Below are 17923 nucleotides of genomic sequence, written 5' to 3' on the forward strand. Positions count from 1 at the left end.
CTGCTGTATGTCCGATATTTCCCCTGCCGGCACACTGTTTCGCCATACCCTGCGTGTGACGCTTCAGGGTCTTTTTACGCTGGCTCTGACACTGCTCGGCTTACTGGTGATCACCTTTGCATTGTCGGCACTTTCTCCGGTTGACCGGGTGTTACAGATTGTCGGCGATCACGCCAGCCATGAAACCTATGAACAGGTCCGGCTGGAACTGGGGCTGGATCAGCCCGTCTATATCCAGTTCTGGCACTACGCGGAACGCCTGCTGCACGGCGATCTCGGTATGGCCTCCTCGATGGGACAGCCGGTGCTTGACGGCGTGCTGACCACGCTGCCCGCCACCATTGAACTGGCAACCCTTGCGCTGCTGATTGGTGCTGTACTCGGGATCCTCTGCGGTACGCTGTGCGCCCGTTATGCAGGCACGCCGTTTGATTTTATCATCCGCACCCTGACGCTCCTCGGTAACTCGGTGCCGGTTTTCTGGCTGGGGCTGCTGATGCTGCTGCTGTTCTACGCCACGCTGCAATGGAGTCCCGGACCGGGGCGGCTGGACGATATCTACCAGTATACTGTTGAGGCAAAAACCGGTTTTGTGCTGATCGACACCTGGTTGTCAGATGACCCGGGCGCATTTACCAATGCGGTGGCACACCTGATCCTGCCGGTATCATTGCTGGCTTATTTTTGTCTGGCAGGGATCACCCGGCTGACGCGTGCCGCCTGCCTGAGTGAAATGAACAAAGAGTATGTCACGCTGGCACGTGCCAAGGGCAATACCGAAATGCAGGTATTGTTCCGCCATGTGCTGCCGAATATCCGGGGAACGCTGATCACCGTGATAGCACTGGCCTACACCGGTATGCTGGAAGGTGCGGTGCTGACAGAAACCGTCTTTTCCTGGCCCGGCATCGGCCGCTATCTGACCGCCGCTCTGTTTGCCGGAGATACCACCGCCGTGATGGGCGGGACACTGGTCATCGGTATCTGTTTTATCTTTATCAATAACGTAACGGATATGATTGTGCGTTTAACTGATCCGCGGGTGAAATCATGACATTACTGCCGAAAATCCGCCGATCCCCGTCCGCCCTGACGGGCACCCTGATTATTTTGTTTCTGCTGCTGGCGGCACTATTTGCGCCGTGGCTCGCCCCCTATGACCCGGTACTGCAAAACCCGGCACAGCGCCTGATGGCACCCGATGCACAGCACTGGCTCGGTACGGACAGCTACGGACGTGATGTGCTCTCCCGCCTGATTTACGGCGCACGTCCGATGTTTGGTCTGGTCGGGCTGGTCGCGGCAATCACCCTGCCCGCCGGGCTACTGATCGGTATTCTGGCCGGTTTTTACGGCCGCTGGGTGGAAACGATTCTGATGCGGTTTACCGATATCGTGATGTCGATGCCGCGTCTGATCCTCGCCTTTGCGTTTGTTGCCATTCTCGGCCCGGGCCTGATTAACGGCGCACTGGCGCTTGCCCTGACTTCCTGGCCCGCCTATGCCCGCCAGGCGCGCAGCGAAATCCGCCATCTGCGCAACAGTGATTATCTGGCCAGCGCGGAAATGCTGGGAATTCGCGGATTTCGTCTGTTATGGGGACATATTTTACCGCTCTGTCTGCCGTCAGCCATCGTCCGGCTGGCGCTGGATCTCGCCACCATTATTCTGGCTGCCGCCGGTCTGGGTTTCCTCGGACTGGGTGCACAACCGCCGATGGCGGAATGGGGTGCAATGATTGCTGATGGTATGCAGGTTATTTTTGACCAGTGGTGGATAGCCGCCGTACCCGGCGCGGCGATTCTGATTGCCGGTATGGCATTCAATCTTCTGGGTGATGGTTTACGGGATATTATGGAGCCGCAACATGACTGAGCCGCTTATTTGTGTCAGCAATCTGAGTGTGGATTATCCCCGTGCACAGGTCGTCAGGAATGTTTCATTTACCCTGGGGCAGGAACGGCTGGCGCTGGTCGGGGAGTCCGGTTCCGGTAAATCCATGACGGCCAGAGCCCTGATGGGACTGGTGCGCAAACCCGGGATTGTCAGTGCGGATACGCTGACATTCGGTCAGACCTCTCTGCTTTCCCTGCGGGAAAAACAGTGGGCGGCACTGCGCGGGAACGATATCGCGATGATCATGCAGGACCCGCGTTATGCGCTGAATCCGGTCAGAAATCTGTATCAGCAGATTGAGGAATCACTGCTGCGGCATCAGACGCTGAATAAATCTGACCGCCGCGACCGTGTGTATGAGATGGCCCGCGCGGCCGGATTATCTGAGCAGGCGCTTTCCCGCTATCCCGGACAGCTTTCCGGCGGGATGGGACAGCGTGCGATGATTGCCATTGCCCTGATTAACAATCCGTCTGTTTTAATTGCTGATGAACCGACCTCTGCGCTGGATGCCCGGCTGCGGCACCAGATTCTGGAACTGATTGTCAGCCAGTGTGAGGAACGCAATATGGGATTGTTGCTGATAAGCCATGATTTACCGCTGGTAGCCGCTCATTGCCAGCGCGTTATGGTGATGTATCAGGGTCAGCAGGTGGATGAGCTGCCCGCCGCACAGCTGCCGCAGGCAACACATCCCTACACCCGGACGTTATGGACCTGCCGCCCGGATGCACAAACCTACGGCACCGATTTACCGGTATTGGATCGCACGGCTTTACAGGTGTTACTGACTCAGGAGACACATCATGCCGGAAAATAATGCAGCGCCGATTATTGAGGTGAATAATCTTTCTGTCAGTTTCGGTCCGCGCCAGGTTGTCCGCAAGGCCGGTTTTCACCTCTGCGCCGGAGAGACATTCAGTCTTATCGGCGAGTCCGGCTGCGGAAAATCCACGATTCTGCGGGTAATTGCCGGATTACAGCGTGAATGGCAGGGCGGCGTTCAGCTGCTGTCACAACATATCCACCCCGGACAACGTTATCAGGGTGCTTTGCGCCGCAATGTGCAGATGGTATTCCAGGATCCTTATGCTTCCCTGCATCCGTTCCATACCATTCACAAAGCACTTTCGGAACCATTGCATATTCACCGGGAAAATAATATAGAGAGTCGTGTGACAGAGGCGATAACGTCTGTCGGACTGCCGCCGGATGTCGCACAGCGTTATCCGCATCAGCTCTCCGGCGGCCAGCGTCAGCGCATCGCCATCGCCCGGGCACTGATGTTGCGTCCGCAGATCCTGTTACTCGATGAACCGACATCCGCACTCGATATGTCCGTACAGGCGGAAATTCTCAATTTGCTTAATCACCTGAAAACTGCGCACGGCATGACGTATTTGCTGGTCAGCCATGATGCGGATGTGGTGGCGCATATGTCGGATCGCGCGGCATTTATGGCAAACGGCAGCATTGAGCGGGAATTTGATCGCACCGCCCTGCTGCGCGGCGATCACAGGATGGAGAATGCTCAGATGTAAAAACGGGGCCGATGGCCCCGTTCTGATAATAATGAACTGCGTGATTATGACAATAATCCGGGAAAACTCATTTTCATGCCGGTAATAATCAGCTCAATACCTAATGACATCAGCATCAGCCCCATAATACGGGTGACGACGTTAATGCCGGTTTGCCCGAGGTACTTCACCCACAATCCCGCTGAGCGGAACAGCAGCCAGCAGCAGAACGCAAACAGGATGCTGGTCAGCGCCAGCCCGAAAAAATTTTGCCAGCCCTGCCAGCGGGCGCTCCAGACCACACAGGAACTGATCGCACCCGGTCCCGCCATCAGCGGCAGCGCCAGCGGCACCACGCCGATATTGTCGCGGATTGCCGTTTCTGACTGCTCCTGCTTGTTCTGCTTATCTTCCCCCAGCTTACCGCTGATCATGGACATCGCAATAAGGACAATCAGTGTCCCCCCTGCTATCCGGAAAGATTCGATGGAAATACCGAACATAATGAGGATCTTATCGCCGACCAAAAGTGATATACACAAAATCACGGCCACCGAAAAGTTCGCAATCATGTTGGTTTTATTGCGCACTGCGGCAGTCTGATAATTTGTCATGCTCATAAAGACCGGCAAAATACCCACCGGGTTAACTAAAGCAAATAAGCCGACAAAAAATTTTAAATAACCGGAAAAATCCAGCAAGGTGTTGCCCACAAACGATCCTCAACCTGATGATAAAACAGTAACAGCCTGCTGATATTAACCGCAGTCTGTCGCCAAAAGGGTTGTAATAATTATAAATGTGATTATTAACACAGACATCATACCGTTGAATGTGCAGGAAAAGGAATTGCTTTGCACAGAATATTTTCCGCCGTCCGCTGACACGATACAGTTATATCGCCTTATTTTTGCCTGAATTTCAGGCAATCATCAGTTCCTCTGTAAAATTGAAACCCGATATCGTTCCTGTTACGCCGTGTTGTTCCTGTTTTGACTCATGCTGAATGGTGTCAGCTTGATATATTTGTGATTTGGATCACTTTAATATTTTTCCCGAATGTTAAGCTGCTTTCATTATAGTTGAATCGATTCAACTATAATGTGACAGAAAGACCTGACGGGCTTTTTAAGCAAATCAGCGGGCATATCTGCATTATGTTACCGGCAAAATCGATTTAGTTACCGGAAGATATCACCGCTATAATCAAATCGTATCAATCCGCTGATTTGCTTAAAAAGTTTAACAATTTATCAGGAGTGATCTGTATGGCCGTAACGAACGTTACCGAACTCAATGAATTAGTTGCCCGCGTGAAGAAAGCTCAGCGCGAGTTTGCCGGTTTCTCCCAGGAACAGGTGGATGCCATTTTCCGGGCCGCGGCACTCGCTGCTGCCGATGCCCGTATCCCGCTGGCAAAACTGGCGGTTGAAGAATCCGGTATGGGGATTATTGAAGATAAAGTGATTAAAAACCATTTTGCTTCTGAATACATCTATAACGCCTACCGCGATGAAAAAACCTGCGGCATCTTATCGGAAGACCCGACTTTCGGCACCATCACTATCGCAGAGCCTATCGGTATTATCTGCGGTATCGTCCCGACCACCAACCCGACCTCCACTGCTATCTTTAAAGCACTGATCAGCCTGAAAACCCGTAACGGGATCATTTTTTCCCCGCATCCGCGTGCCAAAAAAGCCACTAACAGAGCCGCAGAGATTGTCCTCAACGCCGCTGTTGCCGCCGGTGCCCCGAAAGATATTATCGGCTGGATTGACGAGCCGTCTGTTGAATTATCCAATGCCTTAATGCACCACCCGGATACTAACCTGATCCTCGCCACCGGCGGGCCGGGTATGGTGAAAGCCGCCTACAGTTCCGGTAAACCGGCTATCGGTGTCGGTGCGGGTAATACCCCTGTGGTGATCGATGAAACGGCTGATATCAAACGTGCGGTCGCCTCTATTCTGATGTCCAAAACATTCGATAACGGCGTGATTTGTGCCTCTGAGCAATCCGTTATTGTTGTCGATGATGTCTATGAGCAGGTCAAAGAACGTTTTGAAACCCACGGCGGCTATATTCTGAAAGGCAAAGAACTGAAAGCCGTTCAGGACATCATTCTGCTCAACGGCGGGCTGAATGCGAAAATTGTCGGTCAGTCTGCGGTGAAAATTGCTGAAATGGCCGGTATTGAAGTCCCTTCCTGGACCAAAATTCTGATCGGTGCTGTTTCCGTAGTGGATGAATCAGAGCCGTTTGCTCACGAAAAACTCTCTCCGCTGCTGGCAATGTACCGCGGCAAAGATTTTGAAGATGCGGTGGTCAAGGCGGAAAAACTGGTGGAAATGGGCGGAATCGGCCACACCTCCTGCTTATATACCGATCAGGACAACCAGCCTGAACGCGTTAAATTCTTCGGCGAGAAGATGAAAACCGCACGTATTCTTATCAATACCCCTGCGTCACAAGGCGGGATCGGCGATCTGTATAACTTCAAACTGTCTCCGTCACTGACACTGGGCTGCGGTTCCTGGGGTGGTAACTCCATTTCCGAAAACGTCGGGCCGAAACACCTGATCAACACCAAAACCGTGGCAAAACGAGCTGAAAATATGTTGTGGCATAAACTTCCGAAATCTATCTATTTCCGCCGCGGTTCTCTGCCGGTTGCCCTGGAAGAGATCGCCGGTGACGGTGCAAAACGTGCATTTATCGTAACTGACGGCTACCTGTTCAATAACGGCTACGTGGATGAAGTCACCCGTGTGCTGAAATCCTACGGCATGGAAGTGGAAATTTTCTTTGAAGTGGAAGCTGATCCGACACTTTCTGTCGTCCGCAAAGGTGCGGAGCAGATGAACAGCTTCAAACCGGACGTGATTATTGCCCTCGGCGGCGGTTCCCCGATGGATGCGGCCAAAATCATGTGGGTGATGTATGAACATCCGGAAACTCACTTTGAGGAACTGGCTCTGCGCTTTATGGATATCCGTAAACGTATCTATAAATTCCCGAAAATGGGTGTGAAAGCGAAAATGGTCGCGATCACCACCACCTCCGGTACCGGTTCGGAAGTCACCCCGTTTGCCGTCGTGACTGACGATACCACCGGCCAGAAATACCCGCTGGCAGACTACGCCCTGACGCCGGATATGGCTATTGTTGATGCCAACCTGGTGATGAACATGCCGAAATCCCTTACCGCCTTCGGCGGACTGGATGCGGTCACCCATGCGCTGGAAGCGTATGTATCGGTACTGGCAAACGAGTTCTCTGACGGCCAGGCATTACAGGCTCTCAAACTGCTGAAAGAGTTCTTACCGGCCAGCTATCACGAAGGCGCGAAAAACCCGGTTGCCCGTGAGCGTGTGCATAATGCCGCAACTATCGCCGGTATCGCGTTTGCCAACGCCTTCCTCGGTGTCTGTCACTCCATGGCCCATAAACTGGGTTCAGAGTTCCATATTCCGCACGGTCTGGCTAACGCCCTGCTTATCTGTAACGTCATTCGTTATAACGCCACAGATAACCCGACCAAACAGACTGCATTCAGTCAGTATGACCGTCCGCAGGCACGCCGCCGCTACGCGGAAATTGCAGATCACCTGCAACTGAGTGCTGCCGGTGACCGTACTGCGCAGAAAATTGAAAAACTGCTGATCTGGCTGGATGAAATCAAAGCGTCTCTGGGTATTCCTAAATCTATCCGTGAAGCCGGGGTGCCGGAAGCCGAGTTCCTGGCGAAGCTGGATAAACTGTCAGAAGATGCCTTTGATGACCAGTGTACCGGTGCGAACCCGCGTTATCCGCTGATTGCTGAATTAAAACAAATTATGCTGGATACGTATTACGGCCGTACCTATGACGAATCCGTTCCTGTTGCGGCGCCTAAACCGGTTGCCAAACGAAATGCTAAGAAATAGTCATCAATCCGGTAAATAATAACCGTAAAGCCCTCTCCGGAGGGCTTTTTTATATTTATCCCATAATAATAATTAAATAATTGTCTCTGTATTAACTGCTCTTCACTTTTGATCATGTTTCCCGCTGTCGCCGGTCTTTAATATTTAACTTAATACCGGTCACGAAACTGATGCAGCTACCGCCGCTATTTACCACGATTTTATCCCTGCTGACTCAAATACCGCCTAATCACTTTCCTGCACAAACTGCTTCCGCTGTTTTTTGATATCCCCGGCAATCCGCAACGGATATAAAAAAACCGGACAATGACGTCCGGCACTTTTTTGTATAACAGAGAGACTTCCCTGTTTTATGACCGATATTCTGCTGCTTTTACTTCACGTATCGCTTCATTGTAATGCTTGCGGCAGACCGATACATATTTTTCATTACCACCGATGTCTATTTGTGCGCCGTCCGCCATGACTCTGCCCTGTCCGTCATAACGTAAAACCCGGCTGGCTTTCCGCCCGCAATAACAAATTGTTTTTAATTCAACTAATTTATCCGCCCACGCCAATAAATAATGGCTTCCGCTGAATAATTCACCTTTAAAGTCTGTGCGTAATCCGTAGCACAGAACAGGAATATCAATGTCATCGACGATATAACACAGCTGTTCCACCTGTGCTTTGGTCAGAAACTGGCATTCATCGATTAATACGCAGTGTACGGGTGTCTGCTGATGTTCACGGATAATAACCGTGCTGACATCAGTATCAGTACCAAATACCCGTGCATCCGCGCTCAGGCCGATACGTGAGGTGACTCTGCGCTGTTCGTAGCGGTCGTCTATCTCTGCGGTAAATATCAGCGTGCGCATACCGCGTTCGTTATAGTTATAGGATGACTGCAGTAATGCAGTCGATTTTCCCGCGTTCATTGCGGAGTAATAAAAATAAAGCTGAGCCACCGGCTCTCTCCCCTTACACAATCAAGATCTGCGACAATACTAACACATTAGTGTTAAAAACAGCGCAATCTGTATTTCACACATGCCCGGATCGCATGCTCAATATCCTGAATTCATTGCAACTGTAAATTCACGCAAGGCATGGTTACATGACGGATATTCACTGTTGTTATCAGCAACCCTTCGCTTCATCCTGTTTTTCATTATACCGGGGCCGAAGAATAACGTTTCTTTACATAAGACAAGGTTAAATATAATTTGTATTCCCTCCCTCATTTATGAACAATTTTTATGAAGATGCTGAACATCAACGCATTTTCACCCCGTCCCCTTATCAAATTTAAACGAAAACCCAAAAACACCCTTATTATTCCTCAGAAATAATTGCTTTTAAAAAAAATGTGTTTTAACCTTACTCCGAAATTTGCTATTGCAGATTTTTAAATAGCAATCTATTATTAACTATACATCAGCCAACATTTAATTTGAGACCAGGATTATGAGTGAATCTTTGAAGCCATTTAATAATATCCGTACTCTTCGCGCTCAGGCGAGAGAATCCAGCTTAGAAGTTTTAGAAGAAATTCTGGAAAAACTGACTTCTGTTGTAGAAGAACGTCGTCTGGAAGAATCTCAGGCTCAGGCTAAAGAAGAAGAGCGCACCCGTAAATTAGAAGAGTTCCGTCAACTGCTTGAAAAGCAGAATATCAATCCGGAAGAATTAATTCAGTCTATGGGTACAGGCAAAGCAACACGCAAATCCAAGCGTGCTCAGCGCCCGGCCAAATATGAATATATCGATGAAAACGGTGAAAGCAAAACCTGGACCGGCCAGGGTCGTACACCAGCTGTGATCAAGCAGGCTATCGATAACGAAGGTAAATCTCTGAACGATTTCTTAATCAAGTAAGCGATTACACCTGACAAAAAGCCCTTCCCTGAAGGGCTTTTTTTATATCCGCCGATCAGCCGGACAGAAAAAAGGAGGCTTTCGCCTCCTTTTCTATACTTATAACCGTTGCTGTTATTTACTTTTTACCGTGATAAAACGACATATACCAGTCAACAAACTGCTGTACACCGTAATTAACCGGTGTATCCGGTGAGAAACCAATCGTGTTATACAGCTCGCCGGAATCCGCACAGGTGGATAACACATCACCATCCTGCATATCCATATAATGTTTATTGGCTTTAATATCCAGTGCGGTTTCAATCGCCTGAATAAAATCACCCAGCCTGGTCGGCTGTCCGTTACCGACATTATAGATCTTGTACGGTGCGGAACTGGCTGATTTCAGCCCCTCTTCCACCGTCCAGTCACTGTCAGCTGCCGGAATCACATTCACCAGACGCACCACCGCTTCCGCGATGTCACCAACATAGGTGAAATCGCGCACCATATTACCGTGGTTATAAACATCGATCGGTTTTCCGTCCAGCATGGCTTTAACAAACTTAAATAACGCCATATCCGGGCGGCCCCACGGGCCGTATACCGTAAAGAAGCGCAAACCGGTTGTCGGTAACTGATAAAGATGCGAATAACTGTGAGACATCAGTTCATTGGCTTTTTTCGTCGCCGCATACAACGAAACCGGATGATCCACATCATCCTCAACAGAGAACGGCTGCTTACGGTTCAGTCCGTATACCGAACTTGAGGAGGAATAAATCAGATGCCCGACGTTATTATGACGGCATCCTTCCAGGATATTCATATGCCCCAGAATATTCGCATCAATATACGCCATCGGATTCTGAATCGAGTAACGAACACCCGGCTGTGCCGCAAGGTGGATCACCCGTTCAAATTTTTGCGCGGCAAACAGTTCACTGACGGCCGCTTTCTCCGACAAATCCATTTTAAAAAACTGAAATTGCGGATGCGGTAATAACAGATCAAGGCGGGCCTGCTTGAGATTAACATCATAATAGTCATTCAGGTTATCGGCACCGACAACCTCGTGCCCCTGCTCAAGCAGGCGCTGCGAGACATGATAACCAATAAAACCGGCCGCACCGGTTACAAGTATTTTCATATTCAGACTCAAATTACCGGATTAATGGAAGCACCACGACCTATACCATAATAGATAAAGCCGCGATTTTCTAAACGTTCCGGGTCATAAAGGTTGCGTCCGTCAAAAATAACCGGCGTTTTCAGGCCTGCTTTGATAACGTCAAAGTCCGGCGCGCGGAAACTCTGCCATTCCGTGCAGATAACCAGTGCATCCGCATTGTGCAGTGCCGCTTCTTTCGTCCCCATCAGTGCCAGGTCATCACGCTGCCCGAAAATACGCTGTGCTTCCTGCATGGCTTCCGGGTCATATGCCTGAATTTTGGCTCCGGCTGCCCATAATTCCTGTAACAGGATACGGCTGGATGCTTCACGCATATCATCTGTATTCGGTTTAAAGGAAAGTCCCCATACCGCAAAGGTTTTACCCTTCAGGTTTTCACCGAAATGACGTTTGATAAAGGACGGCAGTTTGTATTTCTGCTGTTCGTTCACTTCTTCCACCGCACGCAGAATGCGCGGCGTAAAGCCGATATGCTCTGCTGTACGGATCAGAGCCTGTACATCTTTCGGGAAGCAGGAACCGCCGTAGCCGCAGCCCGGATAAATAAAGTGATAACCGATGCGGGAATCAGAACCGATACCCTGCCGCACATTCTCAATATCCGCACCCAGCATTTCCGCCAGGTTGGAGATTTCATTCATAAAGCTGATTTTCGTGGCCAGCATGCAGTTTGCCGCGTATTTGGTCAGCTCCGCACTGCGGATATCCATGACGATCATCCGGTCATGGTTGCGGTTAAACGGCTCATACAGTTCACGGATAATATCGACAACACGCTCATTATCACAACCGATAACAATACGCTCAGGACGCATACAGTCAGCAACTGCCGCCCCTTCCTTCAGGAATTCCGGATTGGACACCACGTCATAGGCAATATCCGCACCACGTTCCGCCAGCGCGGCTTTGATGGTGGCATTGACTTTGTCTGCGGTACCGACAGGTACAGTGGATTTGTCGATAACCACTTTGTAGTCCTGCATATGCTGCGCGATGGTACGGGCAACGGCGGTCACGTATTGCAGATCGGCTGAGCCGTCTTCGTCAGGCGGTGTGCCGACCGCAATAAATTGCAGTGTACCGTGAGCCACACCCTTTTCCGCGTCGGTGGTAAAGCTTAAACGGCCTTCTTCATAGTTTTTCTTCACCAGCGGCGCCAGGCCCGGTTCAAAAATCGGGATAACACCGTTTTTCAGGTTTTCCACTTTTTTTGCATCAACGTCGACACACATCACATCATGGCCGACTTCCGCCAGTACTGTCGCCTGCACCAGGCCGACATACCCGATTCCAAATACGGTTACTTTCATAGTTCACCTATTGCAACAATTATTAATTCTGTAATGTTTTCAGCCAGTCTGAGAATTCACGGCCCAGGTGCTTATGACGCATGCTGTATTCGACAAAGGCTTTCATATAACCCATTTTGTCACCACAGTCATGGCTGCGGCCTACCAGGCGGTATGCTTCCACCGGATTTTTTTCAATCAGCATCGCGATCGCATCCGTCAGCTGGATCTCATCACCGGCACCCGGTGCGGTTTTCCCCAGCAGCGGCCAGATATCCTGAGACAGCACATAGCGGCCGACGATAGACATATTTGACGGTGCTTTGGCCGGTTCCGGTTTTTCCACCACCGCAAACATCGGTTTGCTTTCGCCGGCAGCCAGGCTTTCACCGTGACAATCCACCACGCCATAGTTTGACACCATTTCCTGCGGAACAGGATCGACCATGACCTGGCTTGCACCGTGCTCTTCATAACGTGCAATCATTTCTCTGAGGTTGAATTTTGTCAGGTCAGTGCTGTGTTCATCAATGATGACATCCGGTAATACCACCGCAAACGGCTCATCACCAATCATTGGTTTCGCACATAACACCGCGTGACCGAGCCCTTTGGCGATGCCCTGGCGGGTCTGCATGATAGTGACATGACGCGGGCAGATTGACTGAACTTCTTCCAGCAACTGACGTTTAACGCGTTTTTCCAGGATGGCTTCCAGTTCAAAACTGGTATCGAAATGGTTTTCAATGGAGTTTTTTGATGAGTGGGTCACTAAAATAATTTCGGTGATCCCTGCCGCGATACACTCATTAACCACATACTGGATAAGCGGTTTATCCACCAGCGGCAGCATTTCTTTCGGAATCGCTTTTGTGGCCGGAAGCATACGTGTTCCTAATCCTGCAACCGGGATCACAGCCTTGTGTACCTTATTTTTCTGCACTGACATACATCATCCTCATGCGCATAAACAGAATAAATACGCGATTTATAAAAAATAATGAGACTGAGTATACCAGCTAATTTTCAGGGATAAATACTCTGTTCCGTGTAAATGCGGTTTAGTGTTAAGAGATGTTTAATATCTGAACGGGTTGATAAAGCCCGGCAATTATCCCTGATGTGGTCCGGGCGTCAGGCTTAATTTAATCTGGCTGCTGCTGTTCCAGATCCGGCATTGCAGATGACGGCTGAATTCGCTTATCTGACTGGAATAAACGGAAGAGAGTGTACCCAGCGGAATCCCCCTGTTAATACGGATCACATGATTATCAGAGCGTAATTCCGCACTGATACCGGCGCTGGATAATAACACCGACTTACGCCGGGTGTGATAATACCCCAGCAGCAGCGGCAGTTGTCCCGGAATACCGGCCTCCTGCAATAAGCGGTTCAGCTTATTCAGGATAGCGGTCATACTCGGTAATCTCCGGTGGTGATTATGAATATAACGTTTAAGCAGATCGTTAAAAATCACGCGGATTAACATCGCCATCAGCGGACCGTTGCCGGTATTCTGACTGATATCAAGGCAATAAAACGCCACTTCATTATCCGAAAATTCGGCCACGTCAAATACCAGCCCGGCCCGGCAGGTATCGGATAATTGCGCGTAACGGATCTGATAATTTGCCAGCACCTGGCTCGGCGGCGGATTCAGCTGTTTTAATAAACGCAAAACATCATCCACATTATGTTGTAACTGAGCCCAGATCCCGGACAGATCATTGTTTTCCAGCACGCCCGGTGAGAAAAATGACGGGTACAAATGCGACAGACACATTTTTTTCACTTCTTCCAGCCTGCTCAGCGGCTTTAACAAAACATCCTTTGCCCCCAGGCGCAGCACTTCATCGATATCGGACATCTTTTGTGTCGCGGAAATAACAATCACCGGAACCGCCGGTAATTCCGATTGTAAACGTGCGATAAATTCCGCACCGGTCATCACCGGCATATTCAGATCGCAGAAAATCAGCTCCGGCTGAAATCCCTCTTCTATACACGCCCATGCACGGGCACCGTCACCGGCGGAGAGTACAGTGGCACCGAGAAGGCGCAAATAAGATGACAACGCCATATTAAATACCGGGTCGTCATCGATGACTAACAATCGTTTTCCGTCCAGTGCTTGTTTCATCGCATCCTCTTCTCACCCGGCCACACACTACAGATTACCCGGAACACCGGTGATAACGTTGCTCCCGCACTGCTCCTGTGATTAAGGATAGCGTGTGATCTGTATTTCCGGTAGCATCAGAACCCTGTTCCTTACGATTATTTACCCTGAACACATTATTTGATAATTATGTCTCATTTTACAGATAGCGCCCCCTGTCCGTGCGGCAGCGGCGATACATTCGCACAGTGTTGTCAGCCTTATCTTTCCGGTGCACTCAGTGCCCCTGATGCGCGTGCGCTGATGCGTTCACGTTACAGTGCATTTGTCACACATAATGCCGATCACCTGATCCGGACATGGTATCCGCCGGAGCGGGCGGAAGCGTTACGGGCAGAACTGATCGCCGGGTTCGGTGAAACGGAATGGCTGGGGCTGAATGTTATTGATTTTCAGCCCGGCACCGCACCGGACGAGGCTTTCGTTGAATTTTGTGCTTGCTTTATTGATAAAAAGTCCGAAGATAAACAATTCATTCACGAACGGTCCCGTTTTCGCCTGACTGACGGCTGCTGGATGTACCTCGACGGTGTTAAACCTCAGACCGGCCGTAATGATCCCTGCCCCTGCGGCTCCGGAAAAAAATACAAAAAATGTTGTGCCTGATACCGGACAGGCACCTCCTGTAAACAAACATCACCGACATCAGTTATTAAGGATCCACACCTTCCATGCAACACCAGACGAGTCAGAGAAAGATTCTGCGAACCATTTGCCCTGACGCAAAAGGTCTTATCGCCAAGATCACCAATATTTGTTACAAGCATCAGCTGAATATTGTCCAGAACAATGAATTCGTTGATCACCGCACCGGGCGCTTTTTTATGCGTACCGAGCTGGAAGGGATTTTTAACGATGAAACCCTGCTGGCCGACCTTGATGATGCTCTGCCGAAAGGCTCCACCCGCGAGTTAACCACTGCCGGACGCCGCCGTATTGTTATTATGGTGACCAAAGAGGCACACTGCCTCGGTGATATCCTGATGAAAAGCGCCTACGGCGGCCTGGATGTCGAAATCGCGGCAGTTATCGGCAATCACGATGTGTTATCTCACCTGGTCACTCAGTTTGGTATTCCGTTCCATCATATCAGCCACGACGGGTTAACCCGTGAGCAGCATGATATGCAGATCATTCAGCAGATCGATCAGTATCAGCCGGATTACGTGGTGCTGGCAAAATACATGCGTGTGCTGACCCCGGCGTTTGTTCAGCACTACCCGAACCAGATTATCAACATCCACCACTCCTTCCTGCCGGCATTTATCGGCGCACGGCCTTATCATCAGGCTTATGAGCGCGGCGTGAAGATTATCGGTGCCACGGCACACTATGTGAATGATAACCTCGACGAAGGTCCGATCATTCATCAGAGCGTGATTAATGTCGATCACACCTACAGTGCCGATGACATGGTAATGGCCGGCCGTGATGTCGAAAAAAACGTACTCAGCCATGCCCTGGGCCGTGTACTGACACAACGTGTATTCGTTTACGGTAACCGTACTGTGATTTTATAACGGCTTAATTGCCTGAAGTTGCACGCATAACGTGCACTTCGGGCAAAAAAACAACGGCCATTCATTTTTTCTCTTTTTTTACTTTACAGCGCCCGCATATTTGCTATTATGCAGCCCGTCCCAAGGCAACAGCTGAACGGACAGACAATTTGATTATTGGTGGGATACCCAAGCGGCCAAAGGGAGCAGACTGTAAATCTGCCGTCACAGACTTCGAAGGTTCGAATCCTTCTCCCACCACCATCTCTCTTCTCTCCTGTTATTTCATATTCTCGATACAATCCATAACCTTATTCAGCACACTTGCATGTGACTTCGATTTGTACAGATAACAATGGTTTTCCGCTTCGATCTGCGACAACGGCAGGAAAATGAGTTCGTCACTGTACGGCAGTGTTTTCGGCTGCTCATCGATAAAGCAGAGATAGTCTCCGTCAATCAGCAGATGCAGATAACTGTTCACATTATCAATCAGATGTACATGTTCATGTTTGCTTTGCTCATCATGCTGCTGCAGCATTATTTTCAGCAGCGGGCTTTCATATAACAACGGCTCACATAACCAGACACAGCAGGATAATAATGTTTGCAAATTATTATCGCAGTCCTGAAACAGCGAACGGCGGCAGCAAATTCCGATCTGCCCCTGCGGTAAATGACGCAGCAGCGCAAAACGTTCACTGATAACCGGCTCTGAAGAAAGTATCAGTGTATTCCCCTCGAAATCATTTATTTCATCAATACAATCATAATGGAAACGGAATATATTAATTTGTATACCGGCTTTAAATGCAGCACTGTATAACGCACCAATATATTTACTTTTACCCCAGTCATAAAATATATTCATCTTATTGCATATCGTTCCGCTGATATGTTTTTTAGTGATCTCTTTTTCCTGCATATAGAGGTCTTTAAGGTCATTGTACAGCTCCATACCTTCACGCGTCAGACTCATACCGAATTTTTCACGTTTAAATAGACGTTTACCCAATGAAATTTCAAAATCCTTGATCGATTTCGCCACCGGCGGTGTTGTCCTGTTCATCACTTTTGCTGCTTTGCTGAGCGAGCCGTATTCAACAACAGCCATAAAGGCCTCTAACTTCCTTGAAAAAAACATAATGTCGATTCCTGTGCTGTAGTAAATAATCAGTTAAATAATTACTTATTGATATGTAACGACTTTATTTCTGGTGTTTTTTTCTTAAACAAAGAGTTAAAATACGATTTTCGTTAAAACTCATACAACAATAATAATACAACATTATATTTTTATTATTCTGTTTTATTAAATTTCATTTTAAAGATTAATACATAAATACAAAAACCTTCCTTCTGATTTTTATTACCCCCTTTTCATTTCACTTTGCTGAAGCAAGAATAATCATTATTAATGCTGTTTATTTTGTCAATTAAAAATTAAGATATATTAATTCCTGCCGGGCATACCGGTTTTTATTATTCTTCTGACGGGTTACTTTTTTTCTGCAATCTGTTACTCTTTTGTTGTTAACTCATCAACCGGTTGGAATTCTATGAAGTTTGTCTCTTTTAACATTAACGGGTTAAGAGCCCGGCCTCACCAGCTGGAAGCGATTATCGCACAGCATCAGCCTGATGTTATCGGCCTCCAGGAAACCAAAGTTCATGACGATATGTTCCCGCTCGATGACCTGAAACATCTCGGTTACCACATTTTTTATCACGGCCAGAAATCCCATTACGGTGTCGCCCTGCTGACCAAAGCAGAGCCTGTTGCCGTACGCAAAGGCTTTGCCGGGGATGATGAAGATGCCCAGCGCCGTCTGATTATGGCGGATATTGATACCCCGGCCGGGGTACTGACAGTGATTAACGGTTATTTCCCCCAGGGAGAAAGCCGTGACCATCCGCTGAAATTCCCAGCGAAAACCAAATTCTATCAGGATTTGCAGGACTATCTGTCCGGGCGTTCAAATCAGGACCCGATTGTTATTATGGGCGATATGAATATCAGCCCGCAGGATATTGATATCGGAATTGGTGATGCTAACCGCAAACGCTGGCTGAAGACCGGTAAATGTTCTTTCCTGCCGGAAGAGCGGGAGTGGATGGATCGCCTGCTCGGCTGGGGGCTGACTGACACCTATCGCGCCATGTATCCGGATGCAGATGACCGTTTTTCATGGTTTGACTACCGTTCACGCGGCTTTGATGACAACCGGGGTCTGCGGATTGACCTGATTCTGGCAAGTTCCGGGCTGGCGCCGCGTTGTACCGCCACAGGTATTGATTATGAAATCCGCGGTATGGAAAAACCGTCTGATCACGCGCCAATCTGGGCGGAGTTTGATTTAACCCGCTGATACAAAATGTCCCGCCAATGCGGGACATTTCAGGCCGTTGACAAACCCGCAGGGGGTGGCGACGACCGGCAGAGTTTGTAAAAATAAACCAGGAAAATCAATTTATTGATTTTCGGCTGATAACACTTTCGGCTGATAACACAAAGCAGGAAAAACCACGTTTTATCCTGCTTTGTCGGCAATCTCAAATGTCCCGCCAAGGCGG

Annotated in this window: 16 protein-coding genes and 1 tRNA gene; 10 read left to right on the top strand and 7 right to left on the bottom strand. The window is 49.2% G+C overall.

Annotated features, from left to right (window positions below; all coding sequences use genetic code 11):
• Window positions 1–7 precede the first annotated feature (7 nt).
• Genes R5268_RS10150 through R5268_RS10165 form a run of 4 tightly spaced genes read left to right on the top strand, consistent with a single transcriptional unit; the run spans window position 8 to window position 3437 of the window.
• Window positions 8–1054, top strand: a complete 1047-nt coding sequence (locus tag R5268_RS10150) for an ABC transporter permease (RefSeq protein WP_112550027.1) — start codon at window positions 8–10, stop codon at window positions 1052–1054.
• Entirely contained in the window at window positions 1051–1875 is an 825-nt protein-coding gene (locus R5268_RS10155) for an ABC transporter permease (RefSeq protein WP_317419952.1), read from the top strand. Before R5268_RS10150 ends, R5268_RS10155 begins: the two co-directional genes overlap by 4 nt.
• Window positions 1868–2716 carry an ABC transporter ATP-binding protein gene (locus R5268_RS10160; protein WP_317419951.1) on the top strand — a complete coding sequence of 283 codons (849 nt, stop codon included), beginning with the start codon at window positions 1868–1870 and terminating at the stop codon, window positions 2714–2716. The genes R5268_RS10155 and R5268_RS10160 overlap by 8 nt, the downstream gene beginning before the upstream one ends.
• Window positions 2703–3437, top strand: coding sequence for an ABC transporter ATP-binding protein (locus R5268_RS10165; protein ID WP_052927568.1), 735 nt, complete (start codon window positions 2703–2705; stop codon window positions 3435–3437). The genes R5268_RS10160 and R5268_RS10165 overlap by 14 nt, the downstream gene beginning before the upstream one ends.
• Window positions 3438–3481: 44 nt before the next feature.
• Here R5268_RS10165 and R5268_RS10170 read toward each other — a convergent pair whose 3' ends face one another.
• The gene (locus tag R5268_RS10170; RefSeq protein ID WP_046893465.1) at window positions 3482–4129 is read right to left on the bottom strand and encodes a YchE family NAAT transporter; all 648 of its coding nucleotides are present in this window, start codon (window positions 4127–4129) and stop codon (window positions 3482–3484) included.
• Between the two features lie 555 nt (window positions 4130–4684).
• On the opposite strand from R5268_RS10170, the gene adhE reads away from it, so the two are divergent.
• Window positions 4685–7345 (top strand): bifunctional acetaldehyde-CoA/alcohol dehydrogenase, encoded by a 2661-nt coding sequence (adhE, locus tag R5268_RS10175; protein WP_182105445.1) that lies wholly within the window; start codon window positions 4685–4687, stop codon window positions 7343–7345.
• Window positions 7346–7695: 350 nt separating this feature from the next.
• On the opposite strand, the gene R5268_RS10180 is transcribed toward adhE, so the two are convergent.
• A complete protein-coding gene (locus R5268_RS10180; RefSeq protein WP_107680245.1) occupies window positions 7696–8298 on the bottom strand; it encodes a thymidine kinase in 603 nt (200 codons plus the stop codon).
• A 499-nt stretch (window positions 8299–8797) separates the two neighbouring features.
• Between R5268_RS10180 and R5268_RS10185 the strand changes: the two genes are divergently transcribed.
• Complete coding sequence (locus tag R5268_RS10185; RefSeq protein WP_046893468.1) at window positions 8798–9208, top strand: H-NS family nucleoid-associated regulatory protein; 411 nt, start codon at window positions 8798–8800, stop codon at window positions 9206–9208.
• A 118-nt stretch (window positions 9209–9326) separates the two neighbouring features.
• Here R5268_RS10185 and R5268_RS10190 read toward each other — a convergent pair whose 3' ends face one another.
• From R5268_RS10190 to rssB, 4 genes are all read right to left on the bottom strand, one after another.
• Window positions 9327–10340 (bottom strand): NAD-dependent epimerase, encoded by a 1014-nt coding sequence (locus tag R5268_RS10190; protein ID WP_182105443.1) that lies wholly within the window; start codon window positions 10338–10340, stop codon window positions 9327–9329.
• A gap of 8 nt (window positions 10341–10348) precedes the next feature.
• Window positions 10349–11692, bottom strand: coding sequence for a UDP-glucose dehydrogenase family protein (locus R5268_RS10195; RefSeq protein WP_107680247.1), 1344 nt, complete (start codon window positions 11690–11692; stop codon window positions 10349–10351).
• Window positions 11693–11714: 22 nt separating this feature from the next.
• The gene (gene galU, locus R5268_RS10200) at window positions 11715–12620 is read right to left on the bottom strand and encodes a UTP--glucose-1-phosphate uridylyltransferase GalU (RefSeq protein ID WP_107680248.1); all 906 of its coding nucleotides are present in this window, start codon (window positions 12618–12620) and stop codon (window positions 11715–11717) included.
• Window positions 12621–12782: 162 nt separating this feature from the next.
• On the bottom strand, window positions 12783–13811 hold the full coding sequence (gene rssB, locus R5268_RS10205; protein ID WP_107680249.1) for a two-component system response regulator RssB: 1029 nt from the start codon (window positions 13809–13811) through the stop codon (window positions 12783–12785).
• Between the two features lie 168 nt (window positions 13812–13979).
• On the opposite strand from rssB, the gene R5268_RS10210 reads away from it, so the two are divergent.
• The 3 genes from R5268_RS10210 (at window position 13980) to R5268_RS10220 (ending at window position 15613) form a co-directional block, all read left to right on the top strand.
• On the top strand, window positions 13980–14456 hold the full coding sequence (locus R5268_RS10210) for a YchJ family metal-binding protein (protein ID WP_046893473.1): 477 nt from the start codon (window positions 13980–13982) through the stop codon (window positions 14454–14456).
• A gap of 65 nt (window positions 14457–14521) precedes the next feature.
• Entirely contained in the window at window positions 14522–15370 is an 849-nt protein-coding gene (gene purU / locus R5268_RS10215) for a formyltetrahydrofolate deformylase (RefSeq protein ID WP_046893474.1), read from the top strand.
• 158 nt (window positions 15371–15528) lie between these two features.
• A tRNA-Tyr gene (locus R5268_RS10220) sits at window positions 15529–15613 on the top strand.
• A gap of 16 nt (window positions 15614–15629) precedes the next feature.
• On the opposite strand, the gene R5268_RS10225 is transcribed toward R5268_RS10220, so the two are convergent.
• Window positions 15630–16493, bottom strand: coding sequence for a LysR family transcriptional regulator (locus tag R5268_RS10225; RefSeq protein ID WP_317419946.1), 864 nt, complete (start codon window positions 16491–16493; stop codon window positions 15630–15632).
• Between the two features lie 415 nt (window positions 16494–16908).
• Between R5268_RS10225 and xthA the strand changes: the two genes are divergently transcribed.
• Window positions 16909–17718: an exodeoxyribonuclease III gene (gene xthA, locus R5268_RS10230; protein WP_046893613.1), complete on the top strand. Its 810-nt coding sequence runs from the start codon at window positions 16909–16911 to the stop codon at window positions 17716–17718.
• Window positions 17719–17923 lie beyond the last annotated feature (205 nt).

The sequence above is a fragment of the Morganella sp. BCCO 40_0007 genome, assembly GCF_032989665.1.
GTDB lineage: Bacteria > Pseudomonadota > Gammaproteobacteria > Enterobacterales > Enterobacteriaceae > Morganella > Morganella sibonii.